The organism is Bacillus sp. NH11B (assembly GCF_001884205.1).
GTDB classification, from domain to species: Bacteria; Bacillota; Bacilli; order Bacillales; family Bacillaceae_G; genus Bacillus_A; species Bacillus_A proteolyticus.
Map to the genome: position 1 here is coordinate 218,159 of NZ_MAOG01000016.1, position 18,334 is coordinate 236,492.

20 protein-coding genes are annotated in these 18,334 nt (G+C 36.5%); 1 reads left to right on the plus strand and 19 read right to left on the minus strand.

The genetic code is table 11. The features are described from left to right. Positions 1 to 141: 141 nt before the first annotated feature. The 11 genes from dinG to BAU27_RS03610 all read right to left on the minus strand — a co-directional run bounded on the left by dinG (position 142) and on the right by BAU27_RS03610 (position 11,052). Positions 142 to 2,946, minus strand: coding sequence for an ATP-dependent DNA helicase DinG (dinG, locus tag BAU27_RS03560; RefSeq protein WP_071744927.1), 2,805 nt, complete (start codon positions 2,944 to 2,946; stop codon positions 142 to 144). Between the two features lie 128 nt (positions 2,947 to 3,074). Next, positions 3,075 to 3,458 (minus strand): aspartate 1-decarboxylase, encoded by a 384-nt coding sequence (gene panD / locus BAU27_RS03565; RefSeq protein WP_000490180.1) that lies wholly within the window; start codon positions 3,456 to 3,458, stop codon positions 3,075 to 3,077. Between the two features lie 12 nt (positions 3,459 to 3,470). After that, positions 3,471 to 4,319 (minus strand): pantoate--beta-alanine ligase, encoded by an 849-nt coding sequence (gene panC / locus BAU27_RS03570; RefSeq protein ID WP_071744925.1) that lies wholly within the window; start codon positions 4,317 to 4,319, stop codon positions 3,471 to 3,473. Beyond that, entirely contained in the window at positions 4,319 to 5,155 is an 837-nt protein-coding gene (panB, locus tag BAU27_RS03575) for a 3-methyl-2-oxobutanoate hydroxymethyltransferase (RefSeq protein ID WP_071744924.1), read from the minus strand. Before panB ends, panC begins: the two co-directional genes overlap by 1 nt. A gap of 342 nt (positions 5,156 to 5,497) precedes the next feature. After that, the gene (locus BAU27_RS03580) at positions 5,498 to 6,478 is read right to left on the minus strand and encodes a biotin--[acetyl-CoA-carboxylase] ligase (protein ID WP_071744923.1); all 981 of its coding nucleotides are present in this window, start codon (positions 6,476 to 6,478) and stop codon (positions 5,498 to 5,500) included. Continuing rightward, positions 6,463 to 7,656 carry a CCA tRNA nucleotidyltransferase gene (locus BAU27_RS03585; RefSeq protein WP_071744922.1) on the minus strand — a complete coding sequence of 398 codons (1,194 nt, stop codon included), beginning with the start codon at positions 7,654 to 7,656 and terminating at the stop codon, positions 6,463 to 6,465. The genes BAU27_RS03580 and BAU27_RS03585 overlap by 16 nt, the downstream gene beginning before the upstream one ends. Next, positions 7,643 to 8,788 (minus strand): N-acetyl-alpha-D-glucosaminyl L-malate synthase BshA, encoded by a 1,146-nt coding sequence (gene bshA, locus BAU27_RS03590; protein WP_071744921.1) that lies wholly within the window; start codon positions 8,786 to 8,788, stop codon positions 7,643 to 7,645. Before bshA ends, BAU27_RS03585 begins: the two co-directional genes overlap by 14 nt. Continuing rightward, complete coding sequence (gene bshB1, locus BAU27_RS03595; RefSeq protein ID WP_000015676.1) at positions 8,785 to 9,489, minus strand: bacillithiol biosynthesis deacetylase BshB1; 705 nt, start codon at positions 9,487 to 9,489, stop codon at positions 8,785 to 8,787. The genes bshA and bshB1 overlap by 4 nt, the downstream gene beginning before the upstream one ends. An 11-nt stretch (positions 9,490 to 9,500) precedes the next feature. Further along, on the minus strand, positions 9,501 to 9,896 hold the full coding sequence (mgsA, locus tag BAU27_RS03600) for a methylglyoxal synthase (protein ID WP_000684753.1): 396 nt from the start codon (positions 9,894 to 9,896) through the stop codon (positions 9,501 to 9,503). A gap of 14 nt (positions 9,897 to 9,910) precedes the next feature. Then, the gene (gene dapB, locus BAU27_RS03605) at positions 9,911 to 10,711 is read right to left on the minus strand and encodes a dihydrodipicolinate reductase (protein ID WP_071744920.1); all 801 of its coding nucleotides are present in this window, start codon (positions 10,709 to 10,711) and stop codon (positions 9,911 to 9,913) included. Continuing rightward, positions 10,708 to 11,052 carry a nucleotide pyrophosphohydrolase gene (locus BAU27_RS03610; protein WP_002158575.1) on the minus strand — a complete coding sequence of 115 codons (345 nt, stop codon included), beginning with the start codon at positions 11,050 to 11,052 and terminating at the stop codon, positions 10,708 to 10,710. The genes dapB and BAU27_RS03610 overlap by 4 nt, the downstream gene beginning before the upstream one ends. Before the next feature lie 384 nt (positions 11,053 to 11,436). Between BAU27_RS03610 and BAU27_RS03620 the strand changes: the two genes are divergently transcribed. Further along, on the plus strand, positions 11,437 to 12,318 hold the full coding sequence (locus BAU27_RS03620; RefSeq protein ID WP_071744919.1) for a YitT family protein: 882 nt from the start codon (positions 11,437 to 11,439) through the stop codon (positions 12,316 to 12,318). A 28-nt stretch (positions 12,319 to 12,346) separates the two neighbouring features. On the opposite strand, the gene BAU27_RS03625 is transcribed toward BAU27_RS03620, so the two are convergent. From BAU27_RS03625 to qcrA, 8 genes are all read right to left on the minus strand, one after another. Next, positions 12,347 to 12,988, minus strand: coding sequence for a uracil-DNA glycosylase (locus BAU27_RS03625; protein WP_071744918.1), 642 nt, complete (start codon positions 12,986 to 12,988; stop codon positions 12,347 to 12,349). Between the two features lie 131 nt (positions 12,989 to 13,119). Next, positions 13,120 to 13,800, minus strand: a complete 681-nt coding sequence (locus tag BAU27_RS03630) for a zinc metallopeptidase (RefSeq protein ID WP_000499538.1) — start codon at positions 13,798 to 13,800, stop codon at positions 13,120 to 13,122. Between the two features lie 105 nt (positions 13,801 to 13,905). Further along, a complete protein-coding gene (ypjB, locus tag BAU27_RS03635) occupies positions 13,906 to 14,691 on the minus strand; it encodes a sporulation protein YpjB (protein ID WP_071770137.1) in 786 nt (261 codons plus the stop codon). A gap of 108 nt (positions 14,692 to 14,799) precedes the next feature. Beyond that, positions 14,800 to 15,486: a lipoprotein intramolecular transacylase Lit gene (lit, locus tag BAU27_RS03640; RefSeq protein WP_071744916.1), complete on the minus strand. Its 687-nt coding sequence runs from the start codon at positions 15,484 to 15,486 to the stop codon at positions 14,800 to 14,802. Between the two features lie 25 nt (positions 15,487 to 15,511). After that, positions 15,512 to 16,102: a lipoprotein heptaprenylglyceryl N-acetyltransferase LhaT gene (gene lhaT / locus BAU27_RS03645; RefSeq protein WP_139254601.1), complete on the minus strand. Its 591-nt coding sequence runs from the start codon at positions 16,100 to 16,102 to the stop codon at positions 15,512 to 15,514. Between the two features lie 119 nt (positions 16,103 to 16,221). Next, positions 16,222 to 16,989, minus strand: coding sequence for a menaquinol-cytochrome c reductase cytochrome b/c subunit (qcrC, locus tag BAU27_RS03650; RefSeq protein WP_071770138.1), 768 nt, complete (start codon positions 16,987 to 16,989; stop codon positions 16,222 to 16,224). Positions 16,990 to 17,032: 43 nt separating this feature from the next. Next, complete coding sequence (gene qcrB / locus BAU27_RS03655) at positions 17,033 to 17,707, minus strand: menaquinol-cytochrome c reductase cytochrome b subunit (protein ID WP_000932700.1); 675 nt, start codon at positions 17,705 to 17,707, stop codon at positions 17,033 to 17,035. Continuing rightward, complete coding sequence (qcrA, locus tag BAU27_RS03660) at positions 17,708 to 18,220, minus strand: menaquinol-cytochrome c reductase iron-sulfur subunit (RefSeq protein WP_070141534.1); 513 nt, start codon at positions 18,218 to 18,220, stop codon at positions 17,708 to 17,710. Positions 18,221 to 18,334: the final 114 nt, after the last annotated feature.

The window sequence follows — 18,334 nt, forward strand, 5'->3', positions numbered from 1 at the left end:
AGGACATGTACAGCAAAAAAAGGTTTCAAATCGAAAAGCAATATATTTTGTATACAAGAAGTAAGAAAAATAAAATTCCTCCTACCCACATTTTTTACGCCTGAAGTTCAAATGTACTTCAGGCGTATTTTTCTTCCAATTTTATTCATTTGACGATTCTTCTAACTGTACTAATAATTCTTCTAACGGTCCTTCATATAGCGGTACAGTTGGGATTGATTGTAAAAATCGTTTTCCATAGGAAGAACTTGTCAAACGACGATCTAATACAAATACAGTTCCCGTATCTGTATTTGTTCTAATAAGACGACCAAACCCTTGTTTGAAACGCAAGATTGCTTGTGGGAGCGCCAACTTAGCGAATACGTCTTCTCCTTGATTTTGTAACCACTCTCCTTTTGCTTCCATCATCGGCTGATGAGGAGGGGTAAAAGGAAGACGGACAATGACAAGACAACTCAGGGCATCTCCAGGTATATCTATCCCTTCCCAAAAACTACTTGTTCCTAACAAAATCGATTTGTCGAACTCCTGGAATTTGCGGATTAGACGACTTCGGCTCTTATTATTCACACTTTGCGTTAATAATAAATATCCTTCTAATGCCTCATCATTTTTCAAATTCGTATACGCTTCTTTCAACATTTCATACGAAGTGAATAAAACGAGCATTCTACCTTTTGTAGCTTTCGCTATTTTCGCAATATGTGTCGATATAGACTCAATATACTCTTCATTACTTGCTTGCTTAATAAAAGGTACATCTGTTGAAACCATTAATTTCATTTGTTCTTCAAAACGGAATGGTGATAGGACCTTTAGTGTATTGGGAGCAAAATCATGTAAACCTAGCTCCTCTTTTATATAGTCAAATGAATCATTAACAGTTAGCGTTGCTGATGTGAAAATAACACTCTTTTTCTGTGTTAAGAATTCATCAGCAAATCTTTCACCAATATGAACAGGCTGCGCATATAAAACTGTTGAATGAATCGTTCCCTTCGTTTCAGTCTCCATCCATGTCACGTATGAATTTTTTTCTAAAATGAGTAATTGTAAAGATTGTGTCATCTTTCTCAACAACTCAATTAAATGCATAAATTCACCTGTAACGACATGCATCTCCCATTCTAATTTACTTTGCAATATATCAACTTGCTTCTCAAGTGTAGTCAATAACTTTCTTACATCATACACAAATCGATTTGTTAACTCGGTAATGCTATCCCATAACTTACCTTTCTCTACTTCCGTGTTATATCGATAAATGAGCGGCATATTGCTCATCCCTTGTTCCTGCTTTGTTTGTTTAAATACGAAAGTCCGTAACATTTGGAATAGTTCATCCGCATCAAATTTCAATTCCTTCAAACTATGACTCACCATACGGAAAGTCGAACGAGATGCTTGCTCTGATTTTTTCATCATTTTATATACTTTAGAAAGTACATCATCTGTTTCTAGCGTACCAAGACGAGATAAAGCTAATTGAAAATACATGCATGAGAACTGCTCACCTAATGTTCTACTCGCCGCTTCTTCGATGTGATGAGCTTCATCAAAAATAATATGTTCATATGAAGCAAACAGTGGTTCTTCGCTTGAAAAATCTTGAAATAATAAAGCATGATTTGTAATAACAATATCCGCAAATAATGCTTTATTTTTCGCTCGTTGATAAAAACAACGACTAAACCAATTACTTTGCATCCCGCCTGGACTATATGCATCACTACAAATACGGTTCCAAAGTAATTTTCCGCCCTCAGGAATATTTAATTCATCACGATCGCCAGTTTCCGTTTGCAATAACCATACTAAAATTTTTGCCTTTGTGAGCGCCATATCATAATTTTTCTCTTCCTCTTGCAAAGCATATTCAAATTTGTGTAGACAAAGATAATGCTTTCTCCCTTTCAGAAGAGCTACTTCAAATGAAAATGACATTATTTTCTGTAATAACGGTATTTCTTTTTCTAGTATTTGTTGTTGCAGTTGTACAGTTTGTGTACTTATAATGACAGGTTCTTCTTTTTTCTTTGCGAAATAAATACTTGGAAGTAAATATGCAAGAGTCTTCCCCGTACCTGTTCCCGCTTCAATAAGTGAAAACCTAGAATCTCTTAGCGCTGTATATATTTCCTTCATCATAATCTGTTGGCTTTCTCTTTTTTGAAACTTCGGCATACTTAACTCAAGTTTATCCATTGTCTTATGTAAGAAAGCATCAAATTTAGATGAGCATGTTTCACTGAGACTTAAAGAATAATTCCGCTTTCGAAGCGCAATATTTCGATACACTTCATACCCCTCTGCCCTTTCTTTACCATGCATCATTTTCTTTAAAATATTTTCAGAAAGCACATCAGCTATATCACTTTGGAAAACATCACTTAATTCATAAAGCGATTGCAACGTGACAAGCGGTAACTTTTCGATTTCATTTAAAAATTGTATAAACAATTCCGCTGTTGCAAGAGCATCGCTATCCGCACGATGTGGTTGATCGTGCTCTAGTTCATGTTTCTTAGCTAAATCACGTAATTTATAACTATCAGCTGTCGGCAAAAGAATTTGCGCCAACTCAACTGTATCAACTTTTGGGCAATGTACTTCTGTATATCCAGCCTGCCTTAATTCTTCCGTTAAAAAATTCCAATCAAAGTGAACATTATGTGCAACGAAAGCTGCACCTTGTAATAGCTCTACAATCATCGGGGCTACATCTTGAAATAACGGGGCTTGCTTAACCAAACTCTCATCAATCCCTGTTAATTCTGTAATAAATGGTGGAATCTCTCTCTTCGGATTAATAAAAGATGAAAAAATCTCTAATATCTCTCCATCTTCCACTACAACAGCCGCAATTTGGGTGATTTTATCCTTCCCATCCTTCCAGGAGTTCCCTGTCGTCTCTAAATCAACAACGACATAACGCTTACTCATATATGTAACACCTCAATTTCTTACCTATCAAACACAAAATTATATAATGTTACTATACCACGTTTTATCTCATCTTAATGAAAAGATGCACAAAAAAGCTATCTCCGTAATAGAGATAGCCTTCCTACTTATAATATCGTGCCCGCTTTTTCAGCACCTAACATTTCAATAATTTGATTATCATCGTCTAACACTGCAATTTTTGGTTCTTGTTTATGAACATTTTCTTCTGCCACTAAACCATAGCAAATAATAATAACTTTATCACCTGGTTGTACAAGCCTTGCTGCTGCACCATTTAAACAAACAACACCACTACCGCGCTCTCCTTTAATAACATATGTCTCTAAGCGAGCACCATTATTGTTATTTACAATTTGTACTTTTTCATTTTCTACAATATTTACTGCATCCATTAAATCTTCATCAATTGTAATACTGCCTACATAATTTAAATTTGCTTCTGTTACTGTTGCGCGATGTAACTTCGCTCTCATCATTGTGCGAAACATAGATGCTCCCCCTTATTTAACCGTTAATGTTATATTATCAATTAATCGTACATTTTCAAACTTAACAGCAATTGCTAATATAATTCGTTCTTCAAGTTCATCCATTACTTTTAATGAAGGATATGCATATAAATCAGCATAATCTACAGTTCCTTTTGTATATTTCTCAATATACTCTTTCACAAGATTTGTAATAGTTTCTGGATTACGTTCGCCCGCCTCAATTCTTTCTTTCGCTATGCATAGACTGCGGTATAAATGAGGAGCCTCTTCACGTTCTTCTTGTGATAAGTACACATTACGAGAACTTTTCGCTAATCCGTCCTCTTCCCTTACAATATCCACTGGTACGATCGTAACTGGAATATTAAAATCAGCGACAAACCCTTCAATGACAGCGACTTGCTGTGCATCTTTCATACCGAAATAAGCACGCGTTGGCAATGTGATATTAAATAGTTTCATTAGTACAGTCGTAACACCAGCGAAATGACCAGGTCTTTGTTTGCCACATAATACGTCGGTACGCTTCACAACTTCTACTATTGTCGTTTGTTCTGCTGGATACATTTCTTCTACACTCGGATAAAATAAATAATCAACACCATTTTCTTTTGCTACATTTTCGTCTCTATCAATATCACGTGGGTATCGATCTAAATCTTCGTTCGGCCCAAACTGTAGTGGGTTTACAAATACACTTAAAACTACAATTTCATTTTCTTCCCTTGCCTTACGTAATAAAGTAGCATGCCCTTCGTGTAAATATCCCATCGTTGGGACAAAACCGATACTTTTTCCACTTGTACGAAGTTCGTTTGTAATTTGCTGCATCTCTTGCACTGTAGTTATGATTTTCATTATTGTTTTCCTCCGTATAACGCTAAGCATTCTTCCTCTTTCATTGTGAATGAATGTTTTTCTTCAGGAAATTGCCCTGTCTTTACTTCAGTAACGTATTGCGAAATCCCTCGCACAATTTCCTCTTGAACAGACGTATATTGCTTCACAAATTTCGGAACACGATTTACGCCGTACGAAATAAGATCATGGTATACAAGAACTTGCCCATCTACTTTTTGTCCTGCTCCAATTCCAATTGTAGGAATTGTCATTTGCTCTGAAATAAGTTCTGCTAATTGCATTGGCACACACTCTAACACAAGTGCTATCGCACCAGCTTCTTCACATTTCTTTGCGTCTTCTATTAATTTTTTTGCACTTTCAGCATCTTTCCCCTGTACTTTATATCCACCTAGTACTCCTACAGATTGAGGAGTTAAACCTAAATGTGCCACAACGGGGATTCCCGCATTCGTCAAGTAGTGAATAGTTGATATAACTTCTCCAGCACCTTCTACCTTTAATGCATGTGCACCACTCTCTTGAACAATGCGACGTGCATTAACCATCGTATCTTGCAATGAGATATGATAAGACATGAATGGCATATCAGTGACAATAAACGTCTCTTTTGCGCCGCGGCGTACAGCTTTCGTATGATGAATCATATCCTCTACCGTTACTGGAACCGTTGAATCATATCCAAGTACAACCATTCCTAGAGAATCACCAACTAAAATCATATCGACTTTAGCTTCTTCTGCTAATTTAGCAGATGGATAATCATACGCCGTTAGCATTGTAATCGGCTCACCTTGCTCTTTCATTTTCAAAAAATCTGTTTTTGTTTTCAAAAACTACTCCTCCTTTATGCAGGAGAGAGGAGATGGCCGAAATCATATAAAAAACCCCTCTGGCCATAAAAGGGCAGAAGGGTTGTGTTTTAGTCGGCATTATTCATCCCTCTGTCCCAGTCCGTTATTGGATCAAGGCAGAATCCAAAGTATTATTTTTTCATACTGCTTAAAATAATGGTGCAGTTCGCTTTGATACTGCCCATATTCGAACTAATTATAGCAAACTCTGAAAAGGAATTGCTACATTTTTTCGAAAAAATAATTTTCTATCCTAATTACGGTATGTGAAATTTATCAATGTCTAAATGACAAAAAGAAGCTCCAAAATAGGAACTTCTTTTACTTAATTTCTATATCTGCAGAATGAATGTGATGTACGTATCCTTGATGATCCTCAAGCAGCAATACACCATCCTCTGTAATCCCTTTTGCTAATCCATTAATCGTTTGCTTCATCGTTCGAGCCGTAATTTCTTTTCCGATACTTATTGCGTAACTTTCCCAAAGAATTTTTATAACAGAGAAACCATTTTTTAAATACTCTTCATACAATTTTTCTAGTTGCAAGAAAATTTGTTGCATAAGTTCCGCACGAACAATCGGCTTACCCGATTCAATTGCTAATGAAGTTGCAATTTGCTGAATTTCCTCATCAAAATGTTCTTGTTTCTGATTTGCATTAATGCCAATTCCCATAATAACAGCATTAATTTTATCCGGGTCAGCTTGCATCTCCGTTAATATACCGACAGCTTTTTTACCTTGAATTAAAATATCATTTGGCCATTTAATCCCTACGTTTACACCTGTACATTTTTCAATTGCTTGCGCTACGCTAACAGCTGCTAATAAAGTAAGCTGTGGTGCATGATGAACTGGAATAGATGGACGCAAAATAATACTCATCCAGATCCCTGTGCCTTTTGGAGAATACCATTTTCTACTTAAACGTCCTCTACCTGCTGTTTGTTCTTCTGCAACGACAATTGTTCCCTCTTCTGCTCCTTCATAAGCAAGTCTTGCTGCAATATGCTGAGTAGATTCAACTGATTCTTCAAAATAAACCGTTCTACCGATACGCTCTGTTTGCAATCCTAATTGGATCTCATTAGCAGTTACCTTATCTGGTTTACTAGCAATTCGATACCCTAAGCGGCGTACAGCTTCTAGTTCATACCCTTCATTACGAAGATCCTCCATATGCTTCCATACAGCGGTTCTCGAACAGCCAAGTTTGTCACTAAGTGTTTGACCAGATACAAATGCACCATCTGCTTCAGAAAAAACTTGTAATAACTGCTTTCTTATAGTAGATTGCATCTTTGTAGCCACTCCCTTATATTCTCTTTCTTATTGACTAAATCTCCTTGTACGATTGCTTCTTCAATGTTTTGAAGCATTTCGGCAACCCACGGACCTGGCTTTTTATCTGCCCAGCTTAATAAATCATTACCAGTCACATTCATTTCTTGACGATTTTTTATCGGCAATGCATGAAATAATGATTGTACTTGCTTAACAGACGCGCTATTATAACTTTCTATTATAGCTTCATATACTCTTTCCGCCATTTCAGCAATGTGAATTCCAGTTTTATAAAGAAGGACAGTATCCCATTCCTTCTCCTTTCTAGAACGAATTGCTAATAACACCGCTACAATATCCTTAATCTTTTTATTCGAAAACTTCCATTGACGTAAAAAGACAGATGGATGCTCTTCTCCGATACAATATAAGAAAAATGCCCACGCCTCAATGTCTGTTTCAAAAGAATCCCATTTATACTGCGTAGCTTTCAAGAGTCTTTCTTCTGACATTTGTAAATATGGCAGATGAGAAAATAGCTTCGTTTCTACCAATTCTTGAAGCCCTTTCACACAATACGTACCCGTCAATAACTTTTCGAACTCAACTGTAATTCTTTCAATCGCTATATGTTCGAGCAAATGTCCATACGTTTCAATTGCTCGTTTCGTCTTTGTTTCCAAAGAGAAACCTAACGTACTTACGAACCGAATACCACGCATCATTCGCAGTGCATCTTCTTGAAAACGGTCTGCAGCATCTCCAACCGTTGTAATTTCCTTCAGACGAATCGCTTCTTGCCCAGCAAATAAGTCAATCATTTCGCCTTCCTCTGTCATTGCAATTGCATTCATCGTGAAATCACGTCGTTTTAAATCCTCTTCTAATGAACGGACAAATTGAACACTACTAGGTCTCCGAAAATCTTCATATTCGCTTTCTGTTCGAAAAGTAGTTACCTCATACGGTTCACCATTTTCTACAACAATTACAGTTCCATGCTCAAGACCAACCGGAACATGTCTTGGGAAAATAGCCATTACTTCTTCTGGTAAAGCAGATGTTGCGATATCGATATCTCCAATTGGTCTATCGATAATAAGATCGCGTACACTTCCACCAACGAAGTAAGCCTCATGTCCGTGCTGTTTTAATATCTCAATAATTGAACTAGCTTTTTTAAATCTTTCCATTATTGTCATCCCTTAGTATGTCATAATAAATCGCCTCATACTGTGAAACGATTTTTTCCGAACGAAACTGCTCATATACAGATTTCATCGCCCGCTCTCCCATATTACGGTGAAGTTCTTCATTTTCTAGTAGTTGAATTGCTTGCTTAGCTATTCCATCTGTATCTCCAACTTCACATATATATCCTGTTTCACCATGTTGAATGACCTCTGGAATGCCCCCAACCCTCGTTCCGATACTAGGCACACCACACGCCATCGCTTCTAATATAACTAGACCAAAACTTTCCTTTTCTGATAAAAGCAGCATTAAATCACTCATCGCAAGAAGCTCTGCAACATTATCTTGCTTTCCTAGGAATAAGACACGTTCCTCAATATGTAAACTTTTCACCAATTGTAAAATAGTACAGAACTCTGGTCCATCCCCAACAAGAAGCAATTTCGCATCTACTCCCTTTACAATTTCGGCAAATGACCGTACAACATCCTGTACACGCTTAACCTTTCGGAAATTTGAAATATGAATCAATACTTTTTCATTTTCTCGTATACCATATTCTTTTTTTAATTGAGACATATCCCGTTTGAAATACACACGTTCATCTACAAAATTGTATACCGTCTCAATTTCTTTATCTGGTTTTACAAGTTCATTCGTTTCTTCAATTAACGAATGTGACACAGCAGTAACTACATCAGATTGTTCAATACCAAAGCGAATTAAATTATTTAACGAAGGGTCGGAACCTAACACAGTAATATCTGTTCCATGTAAGGTTGTAACAATTTTAATACGCTCTCCAATCATTTGTTTTGCTAAATATGCACAAATAGCATGAGGGATTGCATAATGCACATGTAAAATATCAAGATTTTCTCTTTGAGCAACCTCGGCCATTTTACTTGCTAACGCTAAATCGTAAGGTGGATATTGAAATACTGAATATTGATTTACTGCTACTTCGTGAAAATAAATGTTTGGATACACTTTATTTAACCGGAATGGTACACCCGATGTAATAAAATGAATTTCATGCCCACGTTCCGCCAATTGCTTTCCTAATTCCGTTCCAACAACACCAGAACCACCTACAGAAGGATAACATGTAATACCTATTTTCAATCTCATTTACATCCCCCTATTAAATCAGCATGTAATAAAACCGGTTTCTTACTCATAAATCCTTCGGCATACATCACTCCAACTTCTTTCCCAAACATCTTCTCACGAGCAATTACTGTTTCAACGTAACCTTCAGTTAATGGCGTCTTAATACCATCACTTCCTGTTGAAAATTGACTTTCATACGCTTCTAACGCCTCCACCTTTTTAGAAAGGTATTCACTAATATCTATACAAAAATTCGGTTTATGAAAACCATTAATCATATAATTATAAAAAGACTCTACACGGTGCGGCGAAATCTCAGGCATATATTTACGAATTCCCGCTGAGAAGATAGCTTCTTCCACAAGTTTCGCGCAATTAGCATGGTCTGGATGACGATCTTCGTAATATGGTGCGAAAATTAGCGTTGGTTTATATGTACGAATAACCTTTACAATTTCACGTATATATTCTTCTTTCATATACAAACCACGGTCTGGCATTGCTAAATTAATTCTCGTTTTTACTCCCATAATACGAGCTGCAGCCTTTGCTTCTTCTTTTCTTAGTTCTACCGTTCCATTTGAAGAAAGATCAGCTTCTGTTAAATCGCAAATGCCTACTTCATATCCTTGCTTCGTATACTTTGCAATGGTACCTGCCATGCCGATTTCAACATCATCGGCATGAGCACCAAACGCTAATATATGTAATCCACTCATAATTGTTCCCCTCATTTTCTTAACTTTCGGTAATCTAAATCTCCTCGCTCTAATGCATGCATTAGCATTTCAGCACTTGCCATATTCGTTGCTAGTGGGATGGCATATACATCACATAAACGAAGTAACGCATTGACATCAGGTTCATGCGGCTGCGCTGTTAGTGGATCCCGGAAAAAAATCACCATATCCATCTCATTTTTTGCAATCATTGCACCAATTTCTTGATCGCCACCAAGAGGACCAGATTGATATCTTGTTACAACTAAACCAGTTGCCTCCATAATACGAAGGCCTGTCGTTCCTGTTGCAAAGAGTTCATGTTTTTCAAAGATTGGTTTATATGCGTACGCAAACGAAACCATATCATCTTTCTTTTTGTCATGTGCGATTAAGGCAATTTTCATCCGTTGTCTCCCCTTTAGTCGATAATATTTTCTAAACCGTACACAAGATGATCAAGGTTCATTACTGTTTCAATTGATAGTTTTACACCTGACATAAATGATGCACGATTGAATGAATCATGACGAACTGTTAACATTTGTCCATCTCCACCGAACATGACTTCTTGGTGTGCAATAAGCCCTGGTAGACGTACGCTATGAATGTGAATACCGTCTACATTTGCACCACGTGCTCCTTCTAATTGTTCCGTTTCATTAGGGTGTCCTTGCTCTTTTGGTACACGATTTTGACGGATTAATTCTACTGTTTTTACAGCCGTACCTGATGGTGCGTCTAATTTTTGATCATGGTGTAATTCAATTACTTCAACATCTTGGAAGTACTTCGCTGCCATTTGTGAAAATTTCATCATCAGGACTGCACCAATTGCAAAGTTTGGAGCGATAATTGTTCCTACTTCTTTTTCTTTTGCATTTTCTGTTAATTGCTTTAGTTCTTCTTCAGTAAATCCAGTTGTACCAATAACAGATCGAAGTCCACGTTCAACTGCAAGTGTCACATGTTTCTTTCCAATTTCTGGTGTTGTTAAATCTAACAATACATCTGCTTCTACTTCATCTAAACAAGTATGTAAATCCGCGTAAATAGGTGCATCTAACGCTGGCATTCCAGATAAATCAGAAATTCTTTCTCCGCCATGCTTATAATCAATTGCTGCTACTAAATTGAAATGCGCTGTTCTTTCCATTAGAAGGACTGCTTCATGTCCCATACGTCCTCTTGGTCCAGCGATAATTACTTTAATTTCTTTCATGCTTCTTTCTCTCCCTCATCAATACGTGTCCAGCGATCTTTATCACGTGTATTAAATTTATTCATTACAATGTTATGCGCTGTTTCTAAATCAATATTTAAACTATTTGCCATACAAATCATAACAAATAACACATCTCCAAGCTCTTCTTCAATACTTCGTTCTATCTCAGTCGTTTTCTTCGGTTTCTCACCATAATAATGATTAACCTCTCTTGCAAGCTCTCCCATCTCTTCAGTTAAACGAGCCATCATTGCAAGCGGACTAAAATATCCTTCTTTAAATTGACCGATATATGCATCTACTTCCTTCTGCATATCTTTCATCGTTTTCGCTTCCATACTTGTCACCTCTATTCCTTCTTCTTTCATGTTAGCCAATTCATCGCGATTTGACAAATATTATTCTCTCATATCACTATTTACGACTCTTTTTGGGATAGACTATAATAAAGTGAAACTTTCTTTTGCGTGATTTTTGCAAAAGATTAACCTGAACTAATCGGGTCCCTACGGCTAGTTTGTCCTTCTTCTTCGCCTTATCTCCTACCAGCCGTTGGGACGGGGTAAAGTGAAACTTCTTTTGCGTTTTTTGCAAAAGATTAGCCTGAACTAATCGGGTTCCTATGATATTCACTATTTTTATTAGCAGCTAGAAATAACTTATTATGTTTTGCCGTTTAAGCGGAGCAATTCCAATCATTGCATAACTAGGGGGATTTCTATATGAAAGCAAACTTGAAGATTCGAAATATCATTTTTATTTTAATCGGTTCCGCTATTTTTTCTTTCGGTATTGTAAATATCAATATTGAAAACCATCTTGCAGAGGGTGGGTTTACCGGTATTACGCTATTATTATATTTTCTATTTTCGCTTGACCCTTCCTATACAAACTTAATTTTAAATATTCCTATATTTTTTATTGGTTGGAAGTTACTCGGTCGAACAACATTTTTATATACATTAATCGGTACATTTAGCGTATCTTTATTCCTATGGATTTTCCAGCGCTACGAAGTACTCAACTTACATTTAAACTTGCAAAATGATATGACACTGGCTGCTTTATTCGCAGGGGCATTTATCGGTATAGGACTTGGAATTATATTTAAATACGGCGGTACTACTGGCGGTGTTGATATTATCGCAAGGCTAGCTCACAAATATGTTGGATGGAGTATGGGAAAAACGATGTTTATGTTTGATGCCGTCGTTATTGTCGTCTCTATTCTTACCTATTTATCATATCGCGAAGGCATGTACACGTTAGTTGCTGTTTTTATCGGGGCTAAAGTTATTGATTTTATGCAAGAAGGAGCTTATGCAGCAAAAGGTGCAACTATTATTTCTGATAAAAACGATGAAATTGCTGCAAAAATTTTATCCGAAATGGAGCGCGGAGCAACCTTTTTAAAAGCAGTTGGATCCTATACAAAAGTTGAAAGAAATGTACTTTATTGTGTCGTTGCAAAAAACGAAATCGTGAAATTAAAAAATATCATTACTTCTGTAGACCCTCACGCCTTTGTTGCTGTAAGTGATGTACATGATGTCGTCGGCGAAGGATTTACACTAGATGAAAATAAAAATCCGTTACATAATTAAATTCAACTAGAAAAGCTCTTTAGCTTTTCTAGTTTTTTATTATACATCTTTTAAGTTTCTCCAAATCCTCATAAATGAGTTCCAATAAACTCCGATTATAAAAAATTGAAGCTGGATGAAAGGTCGGAAAAATATAATGTTCTTTTTCTGTCCATATAAATTCTGTACTGCTACTATCTTTCAATTGCTGCACGGGTTGTTTTAACAATTCACCATGAACACTCGTAATTTTATTATTTTTACCAACTAAACGCTGCAGTGCAATATTACCAAGTGTGACAATAACAGGCGGATGTATAAGCTCCAACTCATAGTCTAACAAAGGTGCATGAGCAAGTATTTCTCCTTGATTTGGTGTTCTATTGTACTTCTTCTGTATTATTTCGCCATTTCGTTCCCTTTTCTCTCTCCATTTATAAGGTCTACTCCGAACCGCACTCGTAATATATACCTCTTCCCTTGTAACGTGAATACGTTCTAAAAACTCCATTAAATGTTTTCCGGCTCTCCCGCTAAACGGGATACCATTATGAATTTCCGTTTCACCAGGCGCTTCTCCAACAAGCATTAATTTCGGATTTCTAGGACCCTGTCCACTTAAAAAACCTTCTAACTGGTATGTAGCACTTCGCTCCCTCACTTGTTTAACTAAATGTTCTGGATATTCCATGTCTGTCACCTTCTTTCAACATCCCATACTTATCTTTTTTAACTAGTTCTACACCCCATATTATTTCCATTTGTAACATGTTATAAGATTCATTCCACGAAACAAAAAAAGACTATCATAATTGATAGTCTTTAATCGTCGCTACGCTGCATACCAGTATAAATTAATACAAGGCGTAATAATTCAAATACTGCTACAGCCGCCGCTGCTACATATGTTAATGCTGCCGCATTTAATACTTTACGAGCTTGACCGTACTCATCTGTCGATACGATACCAAGTGCTTCAATTTGTTGCATTGCACGTTTTGATGCATCAAATTCAACTGGTAATGTAACAAGTTGGAAAATAACACCTGCTGCCATTAAAATAATTCCTAGTAACAACAAACCAGACATTTGTGCAAATACACCAATTAGTACAAAAACCCATGACATGTTTGAACCAAAATTAGCAACTGGCACTAACGAATGGCGTACACGCATGAAGTTATAATCTTTCGCATCTTGAATTGCATGTCCTACTTCGTGTGCTGCTACAGCTGTACCAGCAACTGAATGTCCATAATAGTTATCTGTTGATAATCGGACTGTTTTTGCAGTTGGATCGTAATGGTCCGACAAATGACCCGGCGTTTCCTCTACAGCTACATTGTACAATCCATTTTCATCTAAAATTTTCCGAGCAACTTCCGCTCCTGTCATACCTGAAGTTGAATAAACTTGTGAATACTTGCTATAGGCACTACGTACTTTTGACTGTGCATACAACGGTATGATCAAAATGATCGCGAAGTAAATTAAATAAAACATCATAAACCTCCATTGAAGTTTTAATTATAGTACTTCTCATTCTATTTTTTTCTTGCACCATTGTCAATAAATAAACCTTACAATCCGTATCTTTATTTATACACATTATCTATCTTTAGAATGCAAGTTACTTCTCCGTTTCTCTCTCTCCCCTTTATACTTTCTCCATCCAACATACGTTAAAGTGAACAAAATAAGTCCTCCAGTAATGGTCATAAACCAAATGAGAGAGGGAGCAATCTCATCTTTTTTTACTGTATGAAATATTTTTTGCAAATCACCTTTAATAATCCCTAGTTGCATTTGTCCACCTTTCGTTTTTAGCATAACGTTACGAAATTCATCCAAATAAGATAAATGTGCATTTACACGCTGCGCTTCGTTTTCTGGCAGGGCAATCATTAAACTCGGATAAATAATATTAAATTCATTCAAAAATGTATTTAGTGTCTGTTGGAACTGCCCATCATCTTCTTTTTTCATTGCTTTTTCTACTTGAGAAAAAGCATCCATTATCTTTCTTTCTCTTTCCATCCAAAGTGGCTGATATTTAGATACTTGTGCATCAACAGCAAGTTGTAACGCTAACATATTATCAACTTTAACTTGCTTATCTAAATCTTCCGCGAGAGATTGTTTCGCCTTATCGTATGCCAAAGAAACGACTCTAATTTGTCCCGGAGTTACTTTTGAATTATTTTCATTTTCCTTTGATAGAAACTGCTCTGAGAAATGGCGCAGTACTTGTATTGCCTTCTCATCTTCATTTTTCTTTACTAACTGTAAAGAGTCATCTAGCAATCCAGTTAGTTCACTCCACTCTTCAGCATATATACGTACTGGAAACATTATAATTAGAAATGCTATCAGTCCAATTAATGTTCTCTTCATCCCGGTCCCCCCTATAACTACTAGTACAAAATATGTGGAGTTGGACAAGAATAGAACAGAACAAAATCAAAAAAATATATTATCTCTATGAAAACAAAAAAATTCTCTTTAGGCAGAGAATTTTTTCTTTGAAACCCTTTTCTTTTTCACTAAATATTTATACACACCGTAACAAAGTACGCTTCCACTTAAAATCAATAATAAAATAACACATGCAGCATGCATAAAGAATTCTTCCGGTAACATTAAAATAATCGGATCTGTTTCAATATCAAACATCCAATAATCATTGCTAAATAAAAGCTTATGAAATAATACGAAACTCTTTTCAAAATCAATGGCAATCGGTAACGTAAGAGCTATCGGAAAAAGAATTGTAAGAATCGATCCGTGAAGTAAAAACTTTTCTTTTTTCTTTTTTAGTAAATACGTTCCTCCTAATAAAGCAATTACAATCGTTCCATACATTATATATTGAATCTTTACTAAAATATTTTTAACATCCACAAAATGAATGCGACCATTTGTAGACATGTCTAATGTCGGCAATTGTAATGCACCTTCATAAAACGGAGATAAATATGTAATAAGCACATCATAGTTTCTTTTAATTTCATCTTTCGTCATATCCGCTAAGTCTGGAATATTTAAGAAATCAATTTCAAAATAATACAGCCATTTTCCATATACAACTACCATTGTCGCGAGAGCGAAAATAGAAAATGCTATGCTATATGAAACAACTAAAGTAACCAATCGATCCAATATGTTTATACCACTCTTATTTTTCTTCATTTTCTCCCCCTAAATGTCCTCACCATCATAAATAAAACTGTTTTCGGTTCTCACGTAAGCAATAATAATATGTAATACACAGTACAACAATACTTAGCCAAAACGTAAAATAACCAATTTTCTCTGCAAACAAATGCATAATTCCGTATCTCGGCATTTGCCAAAATAAATAATCAATTGCATCATTATGTAACGTCCATATGCCAGCTACAATGAAATGCCATTTTTTTATCCGATAAAACGGAGCATATAACACTCCCTGCACCGCCATTGCAAAATGAGATAACATTAACATATATCCCATAAGACCAATAGGACCTTTTACATAAATCAAAACCCCATTTACAACAACCGCCCAAATACCATATTTTATTAAAGTAACTATCGCTAATGCCTCTATTAATCCCCAGTTCTTCTTTATCAAAAAAGCGATTAGAACAAAGACAAAAAAGAGACTCGCCATCGGGCTATCTGGTACAAACGGCCAAAATATTAGGGACGTTTCTTTTAATTGATTTCCATACCATATAAACCCGTAAATTGTGCCTAATATGTTAACAATCAATAAAAATAATAATACTGCGCGCTGTCTTAACATTGCATACACGTAAACCAATCTGTATGTCCAACACCTTTCAAGCAAAGTAATTCATTCACTAAATCCTACTCTATTATAACAAACTTCCTCTAACTAAATAGAAAAGCTGACTACAAAATTTGTAGTCAGCTTTTCTATTATTTTTTATTATACTTTGCAACGAATTCCGAAAGCTTTTTCAGCTCTTCATCCGTTCCTTTAAATACACCTTTAGGCATTGCACCTTTACCATCTTTCGCAATTTTAGCGATTTCTTCCGGTTTTAAAGTTAAGTTTTGTAGAGCTGGTGCTGCTGCACCACCTTGTAAGTTGTCACCATGACATGTTAAACAAGTATTTTTTTGCATGAGTTTGTAGCCGTCATCATTTTTATCAACTGGTGCTGTTTTTACAATTGCTCCTTGCTTTTTTGCAGCTTCCCAATCATGGTGTGCTACAGATTCCCAAGTTAAGAAAATGATAGATGCAATTGCTAAAAGCATAAATCCAGTTGCTACTGGACGCTTAAATGGTGCTCTTTCTGGGCCACGATCAAGAAATGGTGCTAACAATAATGCTCCAAACGCGATACCTGGCATAATAAACGCACCAATTACAGTAAATGAACCCGAAGCATATGAATACTTTAATAACTGATACAAGAATAAGAAATACCAATCTGGAAGTGGTATATATCCGGCATCTGTCGGATCCGCCATTCTCTCAAGCGGTGACGGATGTGCCACTGTTAAACATAAATAACCGATTAAAAAAACTGCACCAACCATCCATTCTTTTAACAAGAAATTCGGCCAAAACGCTTCTGTTTTCCCTGGATATTCCGAATAATCTTTTGGAATATTTGGTTTCCGAGCTACTGGTACTCGAGAATCTCCTACAAACTTCATCCCTTTGCCGCGATGCATAATCTCCCTCCTTTAGTTCTTTCCCCTTTAATTTAGCAATCTCTTATAGCGGACCGGAAATACCTTGTTTGCGAATCATGATGAAGTGGAAGGCCATTAAACCTAGAAGTGCTGCTGGTAAGAAGAAGACGTGAATAGCAAAGAAGCGAGTTAATGTTTGAGCGCCAACAATTTCGGAATGACCAGCGAGTAATGTTTTAATATAAGGACCAATGAGCGGCGTTTGCTCTGCAATTTGAATCCCTACTTTCGTCGCAAATAACGCTTTCATATCCCACGGTAATAAATATCCGGTAAAGCCAAGACCTAACATAACAAAGAAAATAAGAACACCAACAATCCAGTTTAACTCACGAGGCTTTTTATACGCACCTTGGAAGAAAACTCTGAGTGTATGTAAAAACATCATTACAATTACGAGACTAGCACCCCAGTGGTGCATACCACGAACAATTTGCCCGTAAGCAACTTCATTTTGTAAATAATAAACCGATTCCCAAGCGTTTTTAATATCAGGCACATAATACATCGTTAAAAACATTCCAGATAAAATTTGAATTACAGTAACGAAAAAGGTAAGTCCTCCAAAGCAATAGACGAATGCAGAAAAGTGATGTGCCGGGTTTACATGTTCAGGTACTTCATGATCAGCGATATCGCGCCATATTGGTGTAATATCTAATCGTTCATCTACCCAATCATAAATTTTATTTAGCATCTACTTTCCACCCCCTCTTGGCTTCGCTTTTCCTAAATACAACGTTCCATCTTTCACTTTAGACTCGTACACATCAAGCGGAGCAAGAGGCGGTGTGCCTTTAATGTTAACCCCATCTTTTGTATAACGGCCCCCGTGACACGGGCAAAAGAATTGATTCGGATGTGCTTTGTCCGAATTCCAGTTAACTGTACATCCTAAATGTTTACATACCGGAGAGAACGCAACAATGTCTCCGCTTTCATCTTTATGAACCCAAGCTGATTTTGGCTCTTCAGACTTGTACCAACCATCAACCTGCTTCACCTTAAAGTCAAAACGCTTCGGCTCTGTTGTAATATCTTTTACTTGTGCAACAGCAACCATGTCCGTTCCCGCTTCTTTTCTTAACACCGGATCAAGCGCAAATCGCGTCATCGGCATTAAAATACCCGCTGCCATAAAGCCTCCTACCCCTGTAAGTGTGTAATTTAAAAATTGTCTTCTTGACACACGATGTTCTTTCTCGCTCACGAAAATTTCCCCCCTCTATCAGAAATTGTCCCCTCGTGAAAAATAATATAAAAAATAAAAACTAGGACACTATCATGATATAATACCCTCATGCACAGGTCAATATCATACTAC